General features: G+C 68.8%; 20 protein-coding genes. 11 read left to right on the top strand and 9 right to left on the bottom strand.

What is annotated here, in order from left to right; translation table 11 throughout:
* Positions 1-16 precede the first annotated feature (16 nt).
* From MM440_RS14805 to MM440_RS14795, 3 genes are read right to left on the bottom strand one after another with little or no spacing between them, the layout of a single operon-like run.
* Positions 17-1,012 (bottom strand): threonine/serine exporter family protein, encoded by a 996-nt coding sequence (locus MM440_RS14805; RefSeq protein ID WP_241445258.1) that lies wholly within the window; start codon positions 1,010-1,012, stop codon positions 17-19.
* Entirely contained in the window at positions 976-2,532 is a 1,557-nt protein-coding gene (locus tag MM440_RS14800) for an NAD-dependent malic enzyme (protein ID WP_241445256.1), read from the bottom strand. Before MM440_RS14800 ends, MM440_RS14805 begins: the two co-directional genes overlap by 37 nt.
* 29 nt (positions 2,533-2,561) lie before the next feature.
* Positions 2,562-2,984, bottom strand: a complete 423-nt coding sequence (locus MM440_RS14795) for a (R)-mandelonitrile lyase (RefSeq protein WP_241445254.1) — start codon at positions 2,982-2,984, stop codon at positions 2,562-2,564.
* Between the two features lie 154 nt (positions 2,985-3,138).
* Here MM440_RS14795 and MM440_RS14790 point away from each other — a divergent pair, with 154 nt between their 5' ends.
* The 5 genes from MM440_RS14790 (at position 3,139) to MM440_RS14770 (ending at position 6,628) form a co-directional block, all read left to right on the top strand.
* Positions 3,139-3,564, top strand: a complete 426-nt coding sequence (locus tag MM440_RS14790) for a DUF6069 family protein (RefSeq protein WP_241445252.1) — start codon at positions 3,139-3,141, stop codon at positions 3,562-3,564.
* Between the two features lie 5 nt (positions 3,565-3,569).
* The gene (locus MM440_RS14785) at positions 3,570-4,667 is read left to right on the top strand and encodes a sensor histidine kinase (protein WP_241445249.1); all 1,098 of its coding nucleotides are present in this window, start codon (positions 3,570-3,572) and stop codon (positions 4,665-4,667) included.
* Positions 4,664-5,269 carry a response regulator transcription factor gene (locus tag MM440_RS14780; protein ID WP_241445242.1) on the top strand — a complete coding sequence of 202 codons (606 nt, stop codon included), beginning with the start codon at positions 4,664-4,666 and terminating at the stop codon, positions 5,267-5,269. Before MM440_RS14785 ends, MM440_RS14780 begins: the two co-directional genes overlap by 4 nt.
* Before the next feature lie 90 nt (positions 5,270-5,359).
* Positions 5,360-6,109, top strand: a complete 750-nt coding sequence (locus MM440_RS14775; RefSeq protein ID WP_241445241.1) for a dihydrofolate reductase family protein — start codon at positions 5,360-5,362, stop codon at positions 6,107-6,109.
* A gap of 3 nt (positions 6,110-6,112) precedes the next feature.
* On the top strand, positions 6,113-6,628 hold the full coding sequence (locus tag MM440_RS14770; protein ID WP_241445240.1) for a flavin reductase family protein: 516 nt from the start codon (positions 6,113-6,115) through the stop codon (positions 6,626-6,628).
* A gap of 46 nt (positions 6,629-6,674) precedes the next feature.
* On the opposite strand, the gene MM440_RS14765 is transcribed toward MM440_RS14770, so the two are convergent.
* The 3 genes from MM440_RS14765 to MM440_RS14755 all read right to left on the bottom strand — a co-directional run bounded on the left by MM440_RS14765 (position 6,675) and on the right by MM440_RS14755 (position 9,706).
* Entirely contained in the window at positions 6,675-7,613 is a 939-nt protein-coding gene (locus tag MM440_RS14765) for a hypothetical protein (protein ID WP_241445239.1), read from the bottom strand.
* Complete coding sequence (locus MM440_RS14760) at positions 7,586-7,999, bottom strand: hypothetical protein (protein ID WP_241445237.1); 414 nt, start codon at positions 7,997-7,999, stop codon at positions 7,586-7,588. The genes MM440_RS14765 and MM440_RS14760 overlap by 28 nt, the downstream gene beginning before the upstream one ends.
* A 459-nt stretch (positions 8,000-8,458) precedes the next feature.
* Positions 8,459-9,706 (bottom strand): IS256 family transposase, encoded by a 1,248-nt coding sequence (locus MM440_RS14755; RefSeq protein WP_241444400.1) that lies wholly within the window; start codon positions 9,704-9,706, stop codon positions 8,459-8,461.
* Between the two features lie 128 nt (positions 9,707-9,834).
* Between MM440_RS14755 and MM440_RS14750 the strand changes: the two genes are divergently transcribed.
* Positions 9,835-10,980, top strand: a complete 1,146-nt coding sequence (locus tag MM440_RS14750; RefSeq protein WP_241445235.1) for a Fic family protein — start codon at positions 9,835-9,837, stop codon at positions 10,978-10,980.
* A gap of 77 nt (positions 10,981-11,057) precedes the next feature.
* On the opposite strand, the gene MM440_RS14745 is transcribed toward MM440_RS14750, so the two are convergent.
* Both MM440_RS14745 and MM440_RS14740 read right to left on the bottom strand, forming a co-directional pair.
* A protein-coding gene (locus MM440_RS14745) for an IS3-like element ISTesp3 family transposase (protein WP_241441902.1) occupies positions 11,058-12,319 on the bottom strand; the annotation gives its coding sequence in 2 pieces (ribosomal slippage) (positions 11,058-11,971 and positions 11,971-12,319; 1,263 coding nt in all).
* Between the two features lie 396 nt (positions 12,320-12,715).
* Positions 12,716-13,954 (bottom strand): site-specific integrase, encoded by a 1,239-nt coding sequence (locus tag MM440_RS14740; RefSeq protein ID WP_241445234.1) that lies wholly within the window; start codon positions 13,952-13,954, stop codon positions 12,716-12,718.
* A gap of 357 nt (positions 13,955-14,311) precedes the next feature.
* Between MM440_RS14740 and MM440_RS14735 the strand changes: the two genes are divergently transcribed.
* From MM440_RS14735 to MM440_RS14720, 4 genes are all read left to right on the top strand, one after another.
* Positions 14,312-14,536, top strand: a complete 225-nt coding sequence (locus MM440_RS14735) for a helix-turn-helix transcriptional regulator (protein WP_241445233.1) — start codon at positions 14,312-14,314, stop codon at positions 14,534-14,536.
* A 324-nt stretch (positions 14,537-14,860) separates the two neighbouring features.
* On the top strand, positions 14,861-16,369 hold the full coding sequence (locus tag MM440_RS14730) for a P-loop NTPase family protein (protein ID WP_241445232.1): 1,509 nt from the start codon (positions 14,861-14,863) through the stop codon (positions 16,367-16,369).
* Between the two features lie 174 nt (positions 16,370-16,543).
* The gene (locus MM440_RS14725; protein WP_431308207.1) at positions 16,544-17,107 is read left to right on the top strand and encodes a recombinase family protein; all 564 of its coding nucleotides are present in this window, start codon (positions 16,544-16,546) and stop codon (positions 17,105-17,107) included.
* Entirely contained in the window at positions 17,107-17,268 is a 162-nt protein-coding gene (locus MM440_RS14720; protein ID WP_158222940.1) for a hypothetical protein, read from the top strand. Before MM440_RS14725 ends, MM440_RS14720 begins: the two co-directional genes overlap by 1 nt.
* An 11-nt stretch (positions 17,269-17,279) precedes the next feature.
* Here the strand turns inward: MM440_RS14720 and MM440_RS14715 are convergent.
* A protein-coding gene (locus tag MM440_RS14715) for an IS5 family transposase (RefSeq protein WP_420914178.1) occupies positions 17,280-18,252 on the bottom strand; the annotation gives its coding sequence in 2 pieces (ribosomal slippage) (positions 17,280-17,915 and positions 17,917-18,252; 972 coding nt in all).
* A gap of 81 nt (positions 18,253-18,333) precedes the next feature.
* On the opposite strand from MM440_RS14715, the gene MM440_RS14710 reads away from it, so the two are divergent.
* Positions 18,334-18,681, top strand: coding sequence for a hypothetical protein (locus MM440_RS14710; RefSeq protein ID WP_241445416.1), 348 nt, complete (start codon positions 18,334-18,336; stop codon positions 18,679-18,681).
* The last annotated feature ends 5 nt before the right edge of the window (positions 18,682-18,686 follow it).

Raw genomic sequence — 18,686 nt, 5'->3', positions numbered from 1 at the left:
GACGGACGAGGGCCGATCAGTCGAAGATGTGGCCCGGCAGCAGCAACCCCACGGCCATCGCGAGGACGATCAGCACGGCGGTGGGGAGATCGCTCAACGTGCCCGACACGGTGCCGAGCGTGCTGTCGCCACCGGCCAGGGCCAGGACTCCGGCCGCGCCACGGAACAGGTAGACCCCGGGGACCATCGACACGACCGCGGCGAACCCGATGCCCGCGAACGGTCGATGCTCCCGCGCGCTGATCGGGATGAGCGCGAGCCCCACGACCAGGCGCGCGTAGAACGTGCCCAGCGCTGCGGACCAGTGGAGCTGGCTGATGGTCATCCAGCGCACCGTGTGGGCGACGGCCGCGATGACCACCGTCCAGCCGATCGAGCGGACCGGCAACGAGAAGAAGACCGCGTAGCAGGCCGCGACGACCGCCGCGGCCAGCGCGTCGCTCCACTGGGGTGCGGCTGCGGACACCGCGGTGACAGGCAGGCTGGTCTGCCCGAGGCCGAGGCCGGTCAGCAGCCCGGCGCTGATCCCGAGGATCACCATCGTGGCGTAGACCAGCCGCGCCAGGCCGAGGTCCACCCTGCGGTCGGCGAGGTCCAGGCACCCGTTGAGCACGTGCGGACCGGGCACCAGCACCATGGCGGGGCAGACCGCGGCCAGCAGCCCTGCCGTGACCGCGATGAGCGCCAGGGCCCACGGCTGGAAGGCACCGAAGATGACGGCCAGCGACATGGCGCCGACGGCGCAGGCGAGCGTGAACAGCCACACCCCGCTCGGCGGCAGACTCTCGGCCGCGCTCACCGCGTGCTCTATGGCCTCGGGCCGGGTGCGGGGGTCCTCAACGGCCCGGTGATCGGTCCCGAAGTGCCCGTTGAGGCGGGACACCACGCGGTGCGTCGCGGCGCTGCTCTGCCCGTCGCCGTGCAGGAGCGCGACGACTCGCGCCGTCACGTCCAGCGGGGTGGACCGGTAGCCGCTCAGTGCTTCGGCAGCTCGGGGTAGACCGGCTGCCACATCGCGTCCTGCACCGCCCGGACCAGGTTGTCGGGCGTCACCGTCGCGACGCCGTCCTCCTGCGCCTGCTTGGCCACGGCGACCGCCACGGTGGCCGATGAGGCCCGCAGGTTCGCGACGTCGGGCAGCAGCGAGGCACCGAGCGCGGTCGGATCTACCTGTCCTGCAACGGCTTCCGCGGCGGCGAGGAGCATGCCGTCGGTGACGTGCTTGGCACCCGACACGATGGTGCCGAGCCCGAGGCCGGGGTAGAGCAGCGCGTTGTTGCCCTGCCCGATGGTGAACGTCGTGCCGTCGTAGTCGAACGGCTTCACCGGGATGCCGACGGCGACGAGCGCCTTGCCCTTGGACCAGGTGATGACGTCCTGCGGCATCGCCTCGATCTTCTCGGTCGGGTTCGACAGCGGCAGGACGATCGGCCGCTCCACCCCGTCGGCCACGGCTTCGATGACCTCCTGGGTGAACGCGTTGTGGTCGGTCGAGGTGCCGATCAGGATGGACGGCTTGACCTGCTGCACCACGGTCAGCAGCGAGATCTCGCCGTCGTGGCGGTCCCAGTCCTTGACCTCGGCGGCCGGCCGCGCGTAGGCCTGCTGGTAGTCGGGGAGGTCGGACATGTCGTCGGTGACCAGGCCCTGCTTGTCGATCAGCCAGACGCGAGCACGAGCTTCCTTCTCGGACAGGCCGCTTCGCACCATGGCGGCGTGGATCTGGTCGGCCATGCCGGTGCCCGCGGTGCCGGCACCGAAGACGACCAGACGCTGGTCGGCGAAGGACTGCTTGGTGACCTTCATGCCGGAGATCACGGCGGCCATGACGATGGCGCCCGTGCCCTGCATGTCGTCGTTGAAGATGCGGTACTTCTTCGCGTTGTCGACCAGGATGCGGCGCGCGTTGGACGGGCCGAAGTCCTCGAAGTGCAGCAGAGCCTTCGGGTAGAGCTCGGACGCCACCTTGAGGTACTCGGCGATCAGCTTGTCGTACTGCTTGCCGCGCACCCGGGCGTGCCGGTTGCCGAGGTAGGCCGGGTCGTTGAGCAGCTGCTCGTTGTTCGTGCCGCAGTCGAGGTTTACCGCGATGGTGCGGCCCGGGTGGATACCGGCGGCCGCGGAGTAGACCGCCAGCTTGCCGACCGAGATGTCGGTGCCGTTGACGCCCCAGACGCCGATGCCGAGGATCTCCTCCGCGTCCGAGACGACCAGGAGGTCTACGTCGTCGGGTCCGAGCCCGAGCTCCTCGAAGCTGGTACGGACGTCCTCGATCCGGTCGATGGACAGGTAGACCGCCCGCGAGCGGCGGTAGTCGCGCGACCACTTCTCGATCGCCTCGCCGACCGTGGGGTCGTAGACGACCGGCAGCAGCTCGGTGAGGTGGTCGGTGAGGACCTTGTAGTAGAGCACCTCGTTGCGGTTGTGGAGCTGGTCCAGGTAGATGTATCGCTCCAGGTCGGTGGTGTAGCCCTGGAGCTGGCGGTAGCAGCGCGCCGCCTGCTCGTCCAGCGTCTCGACCGCGGACGGCAACCGCCCGACGAGGCCAACACGGGGGGCGGTCAGGGCCGGCTCACGCCCGCCGAGGCGTGGGCGGCGGTGTAGTCCTCGTCGGTCACCGGGTCGAGCCAGGTGGTGGCGTCCTTGGGGCCTGAGCCGTCCAGGATCGCGTAGTGGCACATCATCGTCTCGGCCGTGCCGCCGTGGAAGTGCTCCTCGTCCGGAGCGATCCACACGCTCTCCCCCGCGCGCAGGACGACGGTGTCGCCGTCGCGGGTGCCGACCAGCCCCACGCCGTCGGTGCACACCAGCAGCTGCCCGTTGGCGTGGGTGTGCCAGTGCGTGCGAGCCCCGGGAGTGAAGCGCACCAGCCCACAGGTCAGATCGGAGGTGTCGTCGCCCCCGAACACCGGCGTGAGGTAGACGTCGCCGGTGAAGTTCTCCGCCGGCGTCTTGCGCGTCGCGGTCGGCTCGTTCTTGTGCATGTCGTCCTCCAGGTGTCGCGGATCTCGTTGGTTGCCACGGGTGCTGGGTGCGGTGGGACAAAGGTCCCGGTCGACGACAGACATTCTCCCCTGACCCGGCCGCGCCTGCCCTCCTAGCGTCGGTTGCACCGACCGATCGACGAGGAGAACCACCATGACCACCACCCAGCTCACCCCCTCCGCCCGGCGCCGAGGCATCCGCCTGATCCCCTGCCTCGTCGCGGTGCTCGCCACGGTCGTGTGCGCCGTCATCACCTGGACGTTCTGCGTGGCGCTGGTCGGTGTCGACCTGACCGTCGGCACCGGCAACCAGACGCGCATCATCGGCGTCGTCGACGTCGTGGTCGCTGCCCTGGTCGCCGCCCTCGCGGGCTTCGTGGCCGTGGCCCTGCTCCAGCGGGTCACCGGGCAGGCCCGGCGCAGCTGGACGATCGTCGCGGTCGTCGCCGCTCTGGCCTCGCTGCTCGGTCCGACGTCCGCCACGACGACGAGTGCCATGTGGGCGCTGATCTCGCTGCACTGCGTGGTCGCCGCCGTGATCATCGCCTCCGGGTACCGCATGGCACGCGGCGTAGCGTGATCATCATGAGGATGGGCAGCGCGTCGGTCCAACGCAGCGCCGCGGTGTTGGTCTGGACACCGGTCCTGCTCGCCCAGCCCCTGCTGGACCGCGGCCAGGGCCCTGATCTGTTGGTCAGCGTGCTGCTCGTAGCGCTCGCGGCCGCCGCGTGCGCGGTGTCCGTCCTCGACAGCTGGCCCTCCCCACGAGCCCGCACCGCGCTCGCGTGCACCGTGCTCGTCGCCGTCGTGACACTCGGCTCGACCCAGTGGTCGTCGTGGGCTCCGGCCTGGCTGCTCGCGGCCATGACGGCAGGCGTAGCCCTCCGCCCGCGTGTCGCACTCGTCGTCGTCCCCCTGTGCGCCCTGCTCGCCGGAGCGACGACGGCCCATCTCGGTGCGGCCACCGAGGCCGTGCTGACACAGGCGTTCGTGGTCGCGCTCGCCGGGACCACGGCCGCCGTCATCGGCCGGCTGGTCGCGACGACCGAGGCGCTGCGCCGGACCCGGCTGCAGCTCGCCGACCTCGCCGTCGAGCAGGAGCGCGACCGGGTGGCCCGTGACCTGCACGACGTCCTCGGCCACACGCTCTCGGTGATGGTCGTGAAGGCGGTGGCCGTGCGCCGCCTCGTGCGTGCCGATCCCGACGCGGCCACGCGGCACGCCCAGGACATCGAGTCGATCGGGCGCACCGCGCTCAACCAGGTCCGCGACACCATCCACAACACCAGTGCTCCCACACTGCGCGACGAGCTCGCCGCCGCCGACGAGGCGCTGAGCTCCGCCGGCATCGAGGTGGTGCTGCCCGACGTCGTCGACCCACCCCAGGTGGCGGACGAGCCGCTGGCCTGGGCCTTGCGGGAGGCCGTCACCAACCTGCTCCGCCACTCCGTCGCTCGCCGCTGCCGCGTCGAGCTGACCACGAGCGGCGACCGCTGTCGGCTGACCGTCGCCGACGACGGCACCGGCGGTCGCGGTGGCGCCTCACGTCCACCCGGTGGACATGGCGGCCTGGTCGGCCTGCGCCAGCGACTTGAGGCCGTCGGCGGTGGGCTCACCGTCACGCCGGGCAGCGAGGGCTTCACGCTGACAGCCTGGGTCCCGACCAAGGAGCCGCCCCGATGATCCGCATCCTGATCGCCGAGGACCAGGTCATGATGCGCGAGGCCCTCTGCGTGCTGCTGGAGCTCGAGCCCGACCTCGAGGTGGTGGCCCAGGTCGGTGACGGCGACCAGGTCGTGGCGGAGGCGTTGCGCACCTGCCCCGACATCGCCCTGGTCGACATCGAGCTGCCGCACCGCAGTGGCATCGACGCCGCTGCCGAGCTGTCCCGGCTGCTGCCCAGCTGCCGGGTCATCGTCGTGACCACCTTCGCCCGGCCTGGCTACGTCCAACGCGCGATGGTCGCCGGCGCGCGCGGCTTCGTGGCCAAGGACGGCCCGGTGGAGAACCTCACCGACGCGGTCCGACGCGTCGCCGCGGGTGAGACCGTCGTAGACCCCGAACTCGCGCGCACGGCTCTACGCGATGCCGTGTGCCCGTTGACCGAGCGAGAGCGTGCGGTGCTCGCCGCGGCCGAGGACGGAGCCACCATCGCGGACATCGCCGACCGGCTCTACCTGTCCCGCAGCACGGTGCGCAACTACCTGTCGAGCGCGATCGGCAAGACGGGCACGCGCAACAAGACCGAGGCCGCCCACCTCGCGCGCCATCGGGGCTGGCTGTGAGGGCGGCGCCGAGCTCGCGCGAGCACAATGGGTGGCGACCACCAGGAAGGGAGCGCCGGCGTGAGTCCTGACCCAGCAGCGACGCCCGGGATGCACGAGCTCAGACCCGGCCCGACGCTCGACGACCCGCTCGAGGTCTACCTGCGGGTGGACCGGTCCCACCCACGGGCCGAGGCCTGGGTGCTGGGCCACATGGTGGCCGGCATCGACGGCACGGCGGCGATCCACGGTCGCGTCGGGGCCCTGTCGACCGCACCGGACCAGGTGCTCTTCCGCCGGATGCGTCAGCTCGCGGACGTCGTCCTCGTCGGGGCGGAGACGATCCGGCGCGAGGGCTACGGTCCGCTGTCGCTCGACCAGGACGCGCAGGCCGCGCGCGTGGCCCTCGGGATGCCGCCCACGCCGCCGCTCGCAATCGTGAGTCGGTCGCTCGACATCGACTGGTCCAGCGCCGCGTTCGGCGACGCTCCTGCGCACGCCCGGACCCTCGTGATCACTTGTGCCGCAACGGATCCCGAGCGTCTGCGTGCGGCTCGCGAGGTCGCAGACGTCGTCGTCGCAGGCGAGGACGGGGTAGACCCCGCGCTCGCGGTCCGCGCCCTCGCCGCCCTCGGGCATCGCGTGATCCTCTGCGAGGGCGGCCCCACCTGGCTCGGTCAGCTGGCCAGCACAGGGCACCTCGACGAGCTGTGCCTGACGATCGCTCCCCTGATGGGTGGTGACGCGCTCCCGGTGGCGGTGACACCCACGGGCGGCGAGCTGAGCCACTACCGGCTGTGCCACGTGCTCGAGGACAGCGGCACCCTGTTCCTGCGCTACGAGGCCTCGAGGCAGGAGTGAGTCATGAGCGAGGACCCCTCCGACCTGCTGATGAGCTCGGCCGACCCACCGCTGATCGTCGTGACCACCGTCGCCGGGGGCGCGCGAGCCGGCTGCCTGGTCGGCTTCCACGGCCAGGCGAGCATCGAGCCTAAGCACTACGCCGTGTGGCTCTCCAAGGCCAACCACACCTATCGCGTCGCCCTCGGCGCCACCCACCTCGGCGTGCACTTCCTCGGCGCTGGCGACCTGCCGCTCGCCGAGCGCTTCGGCACCACGTCAGGTGAGGACGTCGACAAGTTCGCCGGGCTCGAGGTGACCGAGGGGCCCGGCGGCCTCCCGCTGCTCGCTGCGCTCCCCCACCGCCTGGTCGGGCGGCGCAGCGCCCTGCTCGACGTCGGCGGCGACCACGTCTGCCTGCCCCTGAAGGTGGAGTCCGCCGAGAGCCCGGGCACCCTGACGCCGCTGCGGCTGCACGACGCCGCCCACCTGATCCCCGGGCACGAGGCGGACGAGCGGTCGGTGGGCGCCGACGGGTGAGGGGTGTGTGGTCGGCGCCGGCGACCCTTTCGAGGCTGCAGCGTGGTCAGGACACCGGACCGGCCGAGACGGCGGGCTGACGCTCCTGCGGCCCGAGCGCTGCACCGGGGTCGACCGTGGCAGTCGACCGCGTCCACACCGGGAGCGCGAGCAGCCCGCACCACACGAGCACGCACAGCACGGTCCCGGTCAGGATGATGGGCAGGCGCAGGGAGCCGGGGACCCCGAACGCCAGCGAGGCCTCGATCGCCAAGCTGAAGCCGAGCGTGTAGGCGCCGAATACCCATAGCCAGGGCGCCCGCTCACCCACGGGGCGGCGAAACGCGAGAGCCGCGAGGAGTGCTACGAGCGGCAGTCCGTAGCGCTCGTGCACCCGGGTCTGCAGCATGATGAAGCTGAAGAACCAGAAGCAGCCCAACCACAGGGCCAGCTCGGCGCCGAGTCGCTCCCGGTATCGATGGGCCACGACGGTCGAGACCACGATTGCGGCCAGCGTGGCCAGGTGGCCCAGCGTCCGCGCCTGCAGACCGAGGTAGACCGTGCTGTCCGACACCCAGACTCGTCGCGCGAAGAACATCCAGAGGTTGGGCGCGCCCAGGGTGGTCGCGGCGTAGAGATCGGCCGCGATGCGAAGACGCTCGACGAGCGAGTGCGGTGCCGGCGAGAGCGCCGACATGCCGAACGGCAGCAGGATCAGCTGGGCGGTGACCACGCCTCCACCGACACCGGCGACAGCACAGCGAATCTGGCGACTGTCCCAGCGGCACTGCATCGCCAGCCCCACGAGGAAGCCGGCGACGAAGATGGCCAGCTGCGGCTTGATCAGCACCGCCCAGGCGGCCAGCGCACCACCCCCGGCCCAGGCCCACCCACGCTCACGGGTCAGGCAGAGCAACGAGCCGACGAGCAGCGCCGCCGAGAGCGAATCCCACTGGCCCCAATGCGTGCTCGTCAAGATCAGACCGGGCGCGGAGAGGACGAGCACGCCTGCCCAGACTGCTGAGTGGTCGCCATCCGTCGCCCCCCCCGACGGACCAGGTGGTAGGTCAGCGCCGCCAGCACCACGTCGAACGTCAGGGCGCACCACTTCACCAGCAGCACGTATCGCTTCTGGTCCTGGAGCCCTTGGCTAGCGTCAGCCACCCGAGCGAGAGCCGCGTGGACGTAGAGATCCCCGGGCAGGTGGTCGGCGTCCGGCACGATCGAGTAGAACTCACCGATGCTGTGGTGCGCCAGTGCTCCCGCCCATCGCCAGAACGTGAGCTGGTCGTAGCCGTGCCCCGGCGAGGTGTAGACGAGGACGACCCGAGCGAGCAGCGCCCCCAGCAGCAACGCCCCCACCGTGCCTCTTACGAGCCTACGTTCAATCACGACGCCACCCCCGCCTCGATGCGCCTAGCCGACGACGCCCCCCTGCGGTACGGACGTCTGGCCTGAAGCGCTACTCCATGCCGCAGCGTAGAGCCGACGGGGGCGCCCTGGGCATCGGCTCGCCGTGGCCCGGACGAGCCGACGCTGCCCGGGCCTTGGATCGACGTCGAACCGATCAATTCTTCGCGGACGCGGGCGCAGGGAACACCATCAAGCAGCGGCGTGGGTCGAGACCCGCGTGATCTGCGATGGGCGAGCTGTCCTGCGACGGATTGCGTGACCTTCCGGAGCGCACTACTAACATTATCCGCGAAAGTGTTATTAACATGGTTACGTGGTCACACTTCCGGTCCCCGCCCTCGAGCACGAGGACCACACCTGGGTCGCCGCGAGCGACGGCATGTCGGTCAAGTCCGCTGGGGTGGTGTACGAGGTTGATCCCTCGGTTGGGCGTGTCGGTCAGTCCGTGAGGGCCTGAAGTTCGAGGTCGGTGCTCACCTCCTCGGCGTGATCGGTGTCGATGGCTTGGGCGCGGGCGAGGACGTCGAGCCCGAGGTAGCGGCGGCCTTCGGCCCACTCGTCGTGCTGCTCGGCCAGGACGGCGCCGACGAGCCGGATGATGGATGCGCGGTCGGGGAAGATCCCGACCACGTCGGTGCGTCGGCGGATCTCGCGGTTGAGCCGTTCGTTGGGGTTGTTCGACCAGATCTGACGCCAGACCTCCTTTGGGAACGGCGTGAACGCGAGGATGTCGGCACGAGCGTCCTCGAGATGTTCGGCGACGTCGGGAAGCTTCTCGGCCAGGGCGTCGACGACACGGTCGAACTGGGCGTGGACGGCGTCGGCGTCGGGCTGGTCGTAGATCGAGTGCAGCAACGCCTTGACCCATGGCCAGGACGACTTTGGGGTCGCGGACATCAGGTTCGCTGCGTAGTGGGTGCGGCAGCGCTGCCAGGCAGCGCCCGGGATGGTCGCGGCGATCGCGCTCACGAGCCCGGCGTGCGCGTCGGACGTGACGAGCTTGACGCCGGCCAGGCCGCGGGCTGTGAGGTCGCGGAAGAACGCGAGCCAGCCGGCGCCGTCCTCGCTGGTGGTGACCTGCACGCCAAGGATCTCGCGGTGCCCACCAGCGTTCACGCCGGTGGCTACCAGCACGTGCACCGGCACCACCCGCCCACCTTCGCGGACCTTGAGCACGAGCGCGTCGGCGGCGACGAACGTGAACGGCCCGGCCTCTTCGAGCCGACGGGTACGGAACTGCTCGACCTGCTCGTCGAGCTCCTTGGCCATCACCGAGACCTGGGACTTCGACAACCCGGTGATGCCGAGGGTCGCCACCAGCTTGTCCATCCGCCGGGTCGAGACCCCGAGCAGGTAGCAGGTCGCCACCACACTGGTCAGTGCTCGTTCGGCACGCTTCCTGCGTTCGAGCAGCCACTCCGGATACAGGCTTGACTGGCGGAGCTTGGGCACTGCGACGTCGAGAGTCCCGACCCGGGTGTCGAGGTCGCGGTGGCGGTAGCCGTTGCGGGAGTTGACCCGCTCCGGGCTCCGCTCGTTGTAGCCGGCGCCGCACACCGCGTCGGCCTGGGCGGAGAGCAGTGCGTTGACGAACGTGGTGAGCAGCTCCCGCATCAGATCAGGGCTCGCCTGGGACAGCTGCTCGTCGAGGAAGCGGGCAGGGTCGATACTGGGTACAGCGGTCATCGTTGTGGTTCCTTCTTCGAGTCGGTTTTCGCAGATCACTCGAAGGATCCACCCGGTGGCCGCGCCTACGTCGGAGGCACGCGCTCACTCGGGTCCGTCGTACACCACTCTGCTGGACTTCACTCGGCATGTCCTCGCGCGCCAAGATCGCCGCCGCCTCCGGTGCCTACCGCTCGGCCGTCGTGCCGGCCATCGCTGAGTACGTCCCCTCCCTGCCAACCGACCTCGCCGCCGATGCCGAGGAAGCGATCGCCGACCTGTCGCGCTTCGACGCCTACGCCCGCTCCGTGCTCGGGGCCGACTCCCCCACCCTCGGCCCGATGTCGTCGATCCTGCTGCGCACCGAGTCCACCTCCTCCTCGCAGATCGAAAACCTCACCGTCGGCGCCCGCCAGCTCGCCCTGGCCGAGATCGACCAGTCCACGTCTGGCAACGCCCAGGCCGTCGTCGCCAACGTGCGCGCCATGGAGGCGGCGCTGGAGCTCGCCGACCAGCTGGACGAGCGCGCCGTGCTGACGATGCAGGCCGAGCTGCTGCGCGCCCAGCCCGGCTGGGAGCAGCACGCGGGGCGCTACCGCGACGGGCTCGTGTGGGTCGGCACCAGCAACATCACCCCGCGCGGCGCCTCCTACGTCGCGCCGCAGCCCGAGCACGTGCCCACCGCCATGGCCGACCTGATGCGGTTCATGCGCCGCGACGACCTGCCCGTGCTCGTGCAGGTCGCCGTCGCGCACGCCCAGTTCGAGACCATCCACCCCTTCGCCGACGGCAACGGGCGCACCGGCCGCGCCATCGTGCACGCACTGCTGCGCGCCAAGGGCGTGCTGCTCTCGACCACCGCACCCGTCTCGGCCGGCCTGCTCAAGAACACCGACGGCTACTTCGAGGCCCTGAGTGCCTACCGCGTCGGCGACGCCCGACCCATCGTCGAGCGTTTTGCCGACGCCTCCCGCTTCGCCGCCTCCTCTGGCGCCCGCCTCGTCGACGACCTGGCCGCCCAGGTGGTCGAGGCCCGCCAGAGGCTCACCGGCCTGCGCCCCCAGGCAGCAGCGTGGCGCGTCGTCCCACACCTGGTCGGCCACCCCGTGGTCAACGCCAACCTGCTGACCAGCGCCCTGGGGCTCAATCAGATGGCCGCCCAGCGCGCCCTGGCCCAGCTCACCGACGCCGGTGTGCTCGAGGAGCGGACCGGCAAGCAGCGCAATCGCATCTGGCAGCACCCCGGCATCATCGAGGTGCTCGACGTCTACGCCCAGCAGCTCCGCCGCACCTGAGCCGCAACAAGGTGGGGGGCCGGCCGGGAACCCGCCGGATCTGGGCCTTACCCCCGGATCTTGGACACGGGGTGTGATTACGCGGCGGTTGGCAGCGTAGCGGCCCGGCGGGCCTCGTAGGTGGACGGGGAGAGGTAGCCGCACCAGCTGTGACGGCGGCGGGTGTTGTAGCGGACGAGCCATCTGAAGACCTGCCGGCGGCAGGTCAGCTCGTCGGGCCAGCAGGCGGTGTCTTGGAGGACCTCGCGCTTCATCGTGGCGTTGAACGACTCCGCGAGTGCGTTGTCGGCCGACGAGCCGACGGCGCCCATCGACTGGGTGACGCCGAACTTCTTGCAGAGCTGGGCGTAGGCCTTGGAGCAGTAGACCGACCCGTGGTCGCTGTGGAAGATCGCGCCCTTGAGGCTGTCTCGGGTCGCGGCCGCGACGTTCAACGCTTCCTCGACGAGTTCGGTGCGCATGTGGTCGGCGATCGCCCAGCCGGCGAGCCGTCGGGAGTAGCAGTCGATCACGGTCGCCAGGTACAGATTCGTCCCGTCCGCGAGCGGGAGGTAGGTGATGTCGCCGACGTAGCGCCGGTTGGGGCGCTCGGCGGTGAAGTCGCGCTGGAGCAGGTCGGGGTACTTCTGCCCCGACGGCTCGGGGATCGTGGTCCGCACCCGCCGCCTCTTCACATAGCCACGGATGCCCTCGGCCCGCATCACCCGCGCGACGCGCTTGTGGTTGACCCGCTCACCGGCAGGGGTGTTGTCGTTGAGCTCGGCGGTGACCCGCGGCGCACCGCAAGTGTTGTCCTCGGCGTGGACGGCCCTGATCCGCTCCGCGAGCTCGGCATCGGCCCGAGCTCGCTCTTCGCGTGCCGGGGCTGCCTTGAGCCAGGCGTAGTAGGAGGAGCGCTCGATCTCGACGAGCTCGCACAGTCGCTTCACCTCGAAGGTGGCGGAGTTGTCGGCGACGAACTGGAAGCGACTCACCAGCGCGTCTCCCCGGCGAAATACTTGGCCGCCCGCTGCAGGATCTCCCGCTCGGTGGTGAGCTTGGTGGTCTCGGCCCGCAGCGCCGCGTTCTCGGCCTCCAGTCGGTCGATCTTCTGCTCCGGCGTCTCACCTTCGGGCGCCGAGGAGTTCTTCCTCGACGGCCTGGACTGCAGTGGGCTGGAGGTCAACGTCCCGTCAGCAGCGGTCTTCTTGCCGGTCCCGTAGACCTCGAGCCAACCCCGCAGCGTGCCACGCACGATGCCGAGGTCCTCGGCGATGCCGCGGACCGTGGCACCCGGGGTGGACTCGTACAAGTCGACGGCCTGACGACGGAACTCCTCGGAATAGTTCTTCCTAGCCATGATTCTCGGATCATCTCGCTTCCCCAGCACCACGTGCTGGATTCAGCGTGTCCAAGAACCGGGGTCAGGCCCCTCTGCACTGGGCGACCTGTTCTGGCAGCTACGAACAAGTAGCCCAGCGGAGAGGGCGGGCGGCGGCGGCGTCAAACACCCTCAGACACAGCAACACCCGGACCTGCACGTCGCAGATCCGGGTGTCGTGTGACGTCCGAGACGTCCGCCGGTCGGGCTGACAGGATTTGAACCTGCGACCCCTTGACTCTTGGCATGAACTCTTTGGATCGCGCGGGAAAGTACCTGCTACGCCTGCTGGTGCGGGCTCTCGCGGTTGTGACAAGTCCCCGCAAGATCCCGCAGGTGACCGCTAGACCCCAGTTCTTGCGGTCACGTCTGCGGTCACTTCTGGCGGAGTACGGCCGCTGCCGAGACGACGGCCTCGGTGCTGGTCACGGCTGTGTAGTGCTGCCGGTTGACGGCCGCCGTGTGTCCGAAAAGCCTCGTCCTGGTCGCTTCGGGAAGCACGTCGTACAGCAACGTGTTGTTCGTCGTCCGCCAAGAGTGACCGCGCTCTTCCTGGAACATCTCGACGTCGCACTGCTCGGCGATCTCCTTGTACACAAGGGCGAGCTTTCTGTCGCGGTTACGCGGGTCCCAGAGTTTTGACGAGTCCGACGGCGACGGGAACAGCCATGGCGATCCGGTGTTGAGCCGCTCCGCCAGACGGGTGCTGATCTCGGGTGCGAGTACGGGCACCACGCGTCCTGCCCGCGTCTTTGTTACCTCGGGGCTGAGCGACACGATGAACGTGCCGTCGTCGTCCAGGCCACAGTCCGACGTGGGCCGTAGGCACAGCTCCGATGTGCGGAGCCCGGTGGTCGCTTGCGCGAGGATGATGTCGAGGCACGCCTTGCGCTCGATGATCCGCGTCTCCCGGCTCCAGCGCCCGCGCTTGGGCTTCTCCACGTCGTCGGGATCAGCGTCGAGAAGCCATGCGATCACGCGCTGGTACTCGGGGAGTGTGAGCGCTCGCCCGCCCCTCGAATACCTGGGCTTCTTTGCCTTGCTCAGATCGACGTCAAGGTCGGTCAGCGGATTGTGCTCGATTACCTCGTCTACCTTGAGCGGGGTCGCAAGGTACTTCTTCGCCACGGTCTTGGCATGCTTCGCGTTGACCGCGCCGTGCAGCTTCGCGATCTCTTCCAGGCAGTCGGTCAGTGCCCGCGGGCGCATGGCGTCTCGCAGGGACAGACCCTTGAGTGAGTGCGAGTGCTTGCACTTCTCGACATTGCACGACCCCCGCAGCAGCTCGTAGGCGAGCTTGTAGCGCCGCGTCGTAGAGCCCGCAAGTCGCTCCCCTTCGATCATCGGCAGGGTGACGGCGTCCATGTAGGCGAGCGTGTCGCTGGTGCCCTTCCATCGCCCGCCACCGGGGGCTGCCAGCAGTTCAGCGGCGGTGACCTTTGCCCGGGCCCTCACTTTGCCCTTCGTCTGAGCCTGCGTGAGCTTGCGGATGAGCCTTCCATTCTCCAGCCGGATGCTCCACTTCAGGGCCCATCCATCCCGGTACTCAAAGGGATGCGCCCGGTCGATGCTGTGCTGGCCCGGTTCCAGCTTCGTCGTTGCTGCTCTCGCCATGTGGTTCCTTTCGTAGCGGGCGGTCTTCGTTGGGTCGGGGTCTCCTGAACCCAAGGGTCATGCGAGAACGCTCGGGCTTGCACGGGTTCACATTGGTATATAGGATCGAGGCCGAGAAGTCGATCCGGGAAGCTGGTTCGACGGATAGATGGCACGTCGGCGTCAGACCTGGGGGTCGCGCCGGTGGGGGCCATGAGGCGGTGAAGCTGGGGCCAGGTCAGTTTTTGGCATCGCCAGAGATCCGCTGGACGAAGACTCGACTCAACAGTGACGGCAGGCGAAGCGTCACTAGCCGCAAGGCCGCCGGGAAGCGGGACCCCGGAACCCCCGATCAGTAACTGATCGCGAGGAGTTCTCGTGTCCGCACCCATCCATGAGTCCCGTACGCCGGAGGACGCTCTCGCGCCCGCCGACGCCGCGACCTTCCTCGGCGTCTCGGTCAAGACCTTGGCCAATTGGCGCAGTCTCGGGCAGGGCCCCGCGTACGTCCAGTTCCACGGCCGTCGCGTCGCCTACCTCGTTGAGGACCTGACTGCGTTTCGCATGGCCAATCGCATCGCCACCGCGAGTGGTGACCGATGATCACCGTCCGCTCCCTGAGCGCTGCCCCAACCCGCGGGGGCGACGCCTCCCAGCGCGGGAACCTCCCGGTTGCCGTCCCGGACGTACCCGCTGACTCCCTCATGAGTTGCGGGAATCTTAGTCGTCCTTACGGGCGCGGCGAAGGGCTTGTAGATTCGCCGCGCCACCCAGGAATCGTCGGGATTCCGCTCGTTTTTCAGCCGACGTCCTTCTGGCGGTTCACTGCTCGTTCCCACTTACACGACGAGGTACATCGGGGGGTACATCGGGGGTACATCGGCACGTCGATGCGCACCGTTGCTCTCCGCGTCGGAGGTGGTTGCCGTGGCGCGTAAGGCAGCGAACCCGACCCTGGTCATGCTGGTGCAGCAGATCAAGCCGGAGTGCTGGCAGCACTCGACTGATCCTGCGTTCGTCGGTCTGCTGGAGCAGGCGCACGCAGCGAATTGTCGGCCGAAGGACGATCCCCAGCGGATCGACGCTCTGCGAGAGGCCGCCCATGAGATCAGCGAGTATCTGGTCAAGTTGTTGGAAGCAGATGGTCGCATAGTCGAAGACGCGCAGGGAATCCTGCACGGTGATGACACGCAGCAGTGTTGGGACGATGCGGCGGCGTCGACGGTCGAGCTGCCGAAGTTCCTCCATCTGCACCTGTTGCTGAAGTTCAAGAGTCGCGATACCTCGGCGGCGATCGAGAAGTTGGCCGCGATCTTGGGCGTCGAGGTGCAGTACCTCGAACTCGACAGGTCACGCGGTGGTGCTCCAGTGGAGGTCGGTGGTCGGAAGATCACTCAACAGCACGACAATGGCCTGGCCTACCTGGTCCATGTGAAGTACGCCGACAAGTTCCAGTATTCACCGAAGCAGGTCGCCTCGGTACGCGGCCTGGACTACATGCGCGTCTATCGGGAACGACACTCAGGGTGGTTGAAGGGTCGCGCGCACGTGAAGGCGAAGCGGGCGAAGCTGGAGTTCGAGTCGCTCCGGGAGATGGTGCTCCAAGGTGAGGTCACCCGCGAGCAGATCATGCTCACCGATGAGTTGTTCGCCGTGTACTCGCGACATCAGCGTGAGATCGACGATGCCTTATCGGCTTACGGTCAGCGTCGCGCGTACCGGGCGGCAGCGAAACTTCGTGCAGGTGACTTCAGTACTCAGGTGGTGTACATCCACGGCCAGTCGGGCGGCGGCAAGACCCGGTTCGCGAATGACTACATTGCCACCGTCATCGAGGCGGCGAACGCTCATGGAGAGCGGTGGCAGGTCTACCGGGCCGCCACAGGGAACCCGCTCGACGACTCGAACGGCGAAGAGATCCTGTTTTTCGATGACTCGCGAGCCTCGGCGATGGATGCGAACGATTGGCTGCTGCTGCTCGATCCGTACAACGCATCACCTGCCCGGGCGCGCTACAAGAACAAGAGTGAGGTGGCTCCGCGCCTCATCGTCATCACAGCCACGATTGAACCGGTCGAGTTCTTCTACTACGCACGCCAGAAGGGCAACGTGGACGAGGCGCTCGACCAGTTCATGCGACGCCTGGCGTCTGTGGTGAAGGTCTTCCGCCAGGTCGACATCAACCGCTACCTCGTGCAGCACATCGGGAAGATCGAGCCCTACGAGTGGCACCCGTGCAGCGTCCCGATCGCCGCACACACCAGCGGCATGTACAGCAACTCGTACCACGTTGGCGTCGGCTTGCGCGAGCTGACCTACGGTGCCGAGACGTCGGCGGAGCACGATGCCGAAAGTGCGGTCGCCGAGCTTCTGAGTGGACTTGCGGAGCGCAGCCCTGACGTGCCGTTGATGCTCCCTCCGGGAGGTGTCGCATGAGCGATATCAGGCTCTGCACGTCGGGTTCGAGGCCGGAAGAAGCTCGATGTCGATCAGGGTCTACCCCGTCGGACAACTCGGAGCGTGCCGACTTCGTCGTCGAACGAGGTCCATCTGCAACTCATCGAACACATTCGTAGGAGGGTCTAGATGTCATCGAACACCACGGGTCAGGTGGTCGGCTACGTGCGCGTGAGCGCCGCCGATCAGAACGAGGCCCGGCAGCTCGAAGCAGTCGGTGAGGTCGACCGGTTGTTCTCCGAGAAGGTCTCGGGCAAGAACACCGCCGACCGCGAGCAGCTCCAGGAGTTGCTCGCGTACGTGCGTCAGGGCGACAAGGTGCGGGTGAAGTCGCCGGACCGGCTTGCCCGCTCGACGACGGATCTGCTCTCGATCGTCCGGGGCCTCGCCGCGAAGGGCGTCGCCGTCGAGTTCGTCGACAACCCGGCGCTGAACACGGACACGCCCCAAGGCGAGTTCATGCTGACGATCCTCGCAGCCGTCGCCGAGCTGGAACGGGCCACCATCCGGGAGCGCCAGGCGGAGGGCATCGCGATCGCCAAGCGCAAGGGCGTGTATGTGCGGGGCCCGAAGTTGTCGGCTGAGCAGACCGCCTCCGCTCGTGAGCGGATCCGGGGCGGGGTCGCGAAGTCGGTCGTCGCCCGCGACCTGGGTGTGAGCCGGTCGACGCTCTACGCGGCGCTGGGCGGCACGGGTCGATACGCGGAGAGGGGGTGATGCCGATGCATAAGTGCGAGTGGTGCAGCTCCAGGGCCACGTGGGAGCTGATCACCCAGTGGTTCAGCTCGTTCGTGTGCGACGAGCACGAGGAGCAGATGAGCCACAACCTGATCGCCCAGGGGATCTCGATCCGGTCGTATGACCGGGTCGGCAGCTAGGGCGTGTCTCCCTATTGGCGTAGCCAGAGGACGATCGCGCGGAGGACTGCTGCGCCTCGGTAGACGATGGCGAGCTTGTCGTAGCGGGTGGCCAGGCCACGCCACTGCTTGACGTTGTTGAAGGAGCGCTCGACGACGTTGCGGCCTTTGTAGGCGTCGGTGTCGAAGGCTGGTGGGCGGCCGCCGGCTGATCCGCGGCGTCGGCGGTGGCCGGCCTGGTCGGAGGGTTCGGCGATCACCGCACGGATCCCGCGACGGCGCAGCATCGCCCGGTTCGCGCGACTGGAGTAGGCCTTGTCGCCCAGCACCGCCACGGGTCGGCTGCGGGGACGGCCCGGGCCGACCCGCGGCACTGACAGCCCGGCCAGCAGATGGGCGAAGACCGGGCTGTCACCGGACTGACCGGCACCGACGATCACGACCAGCGGCAACCCGGTCCCGTCGACCAGCTGATGGATCTTGGTCGACAACCCACCGCGAGAACGGCCGATCGCATGATCCGACGGCTCCAGGCGCAGCCCGTCTGCCAGCAACGGTGCGACCGGTTTCAGCGGTTTCGTCCCACGGCCGCCGCGATTCTTGTCATTCGGTTCAGCCCCCTGTGTTCCCGCCGGGGCTTGCGGCAACCTCCACGTCGACGGTGGTGGCGCGGGGAAGGTTCGTGGCGTGCTGATGGGCCCGGTTGATCGTGGAGTCCACGCTCACCGACCAGTCGATCCCACCCTCGGCGTCGGCCTCGGCCAGCAGCCGCGCGTGGATCCGGTCCCACGTCCCGTCGGCGCTGAACCGCCGATGCCGCTTCCACACCGTCTGCCACGGCCCGAACCCCTCGGGCAGATCACGCCACGCGATCCCGCACCGATACCGATAGATGATCGCCTCGACCACCTGCCGGTGATCACGAAACGGACGACCACGCTGCCCGTCCGACGACGGCATCAACGACTCGATCCGAGCCCACTGCGCATCACTGAGCACCGACATCCTCGACACGCACCCCAGCCTGGACCACACCACCGCCACCGTTTGGGAGACACGCCCTAGTCGACGAAGAGAGGAACGATCATGAGCAACGAGCAGAAGAAGCCCGACCAGGAGCTGGTCAAGTCCATGCGCCAGGAGCTGGCGAAGGGCGGCGACAAGGCCGTCGAGCGCCGCTACGGTCCCGAGGCGAGGGGCAGCGCCGAGTACGCCGAGGCGCAGCGTCAGCGCAGGCAGGCGCAGGCGCGTGCCCGGTCGCAGCACCAGCGGGCGGCCGAGCAGCAGCGCGGTCCTGCCCAGGGCCAGCAGCAGGCGAAGGTTCAGGCCGAGAAGGACGCCCGCAGCAAGCAGCAGCGGCAGTCCGAGCGCGAGCGGGTGATCGAGGCCCGTAAGCAGCAGGAGCGCGAGCGCGATGCGTCCCTGAGGCGCTGATCCCA

Source organism: Arsenicicoccus piscis, from assembly GCF_022568835.1.
Lineage (GTDB): Bacteria > Actinomycetota > Actinomycetes > Actinomycetales > Dermatophilaceae > Arsenicicoccus > Arsenicicoccus piscis.
Note: the sequence above shows the minus strand (reverse complement) of the source record. Positions and strands in the feature narration are given on the sequence as shown.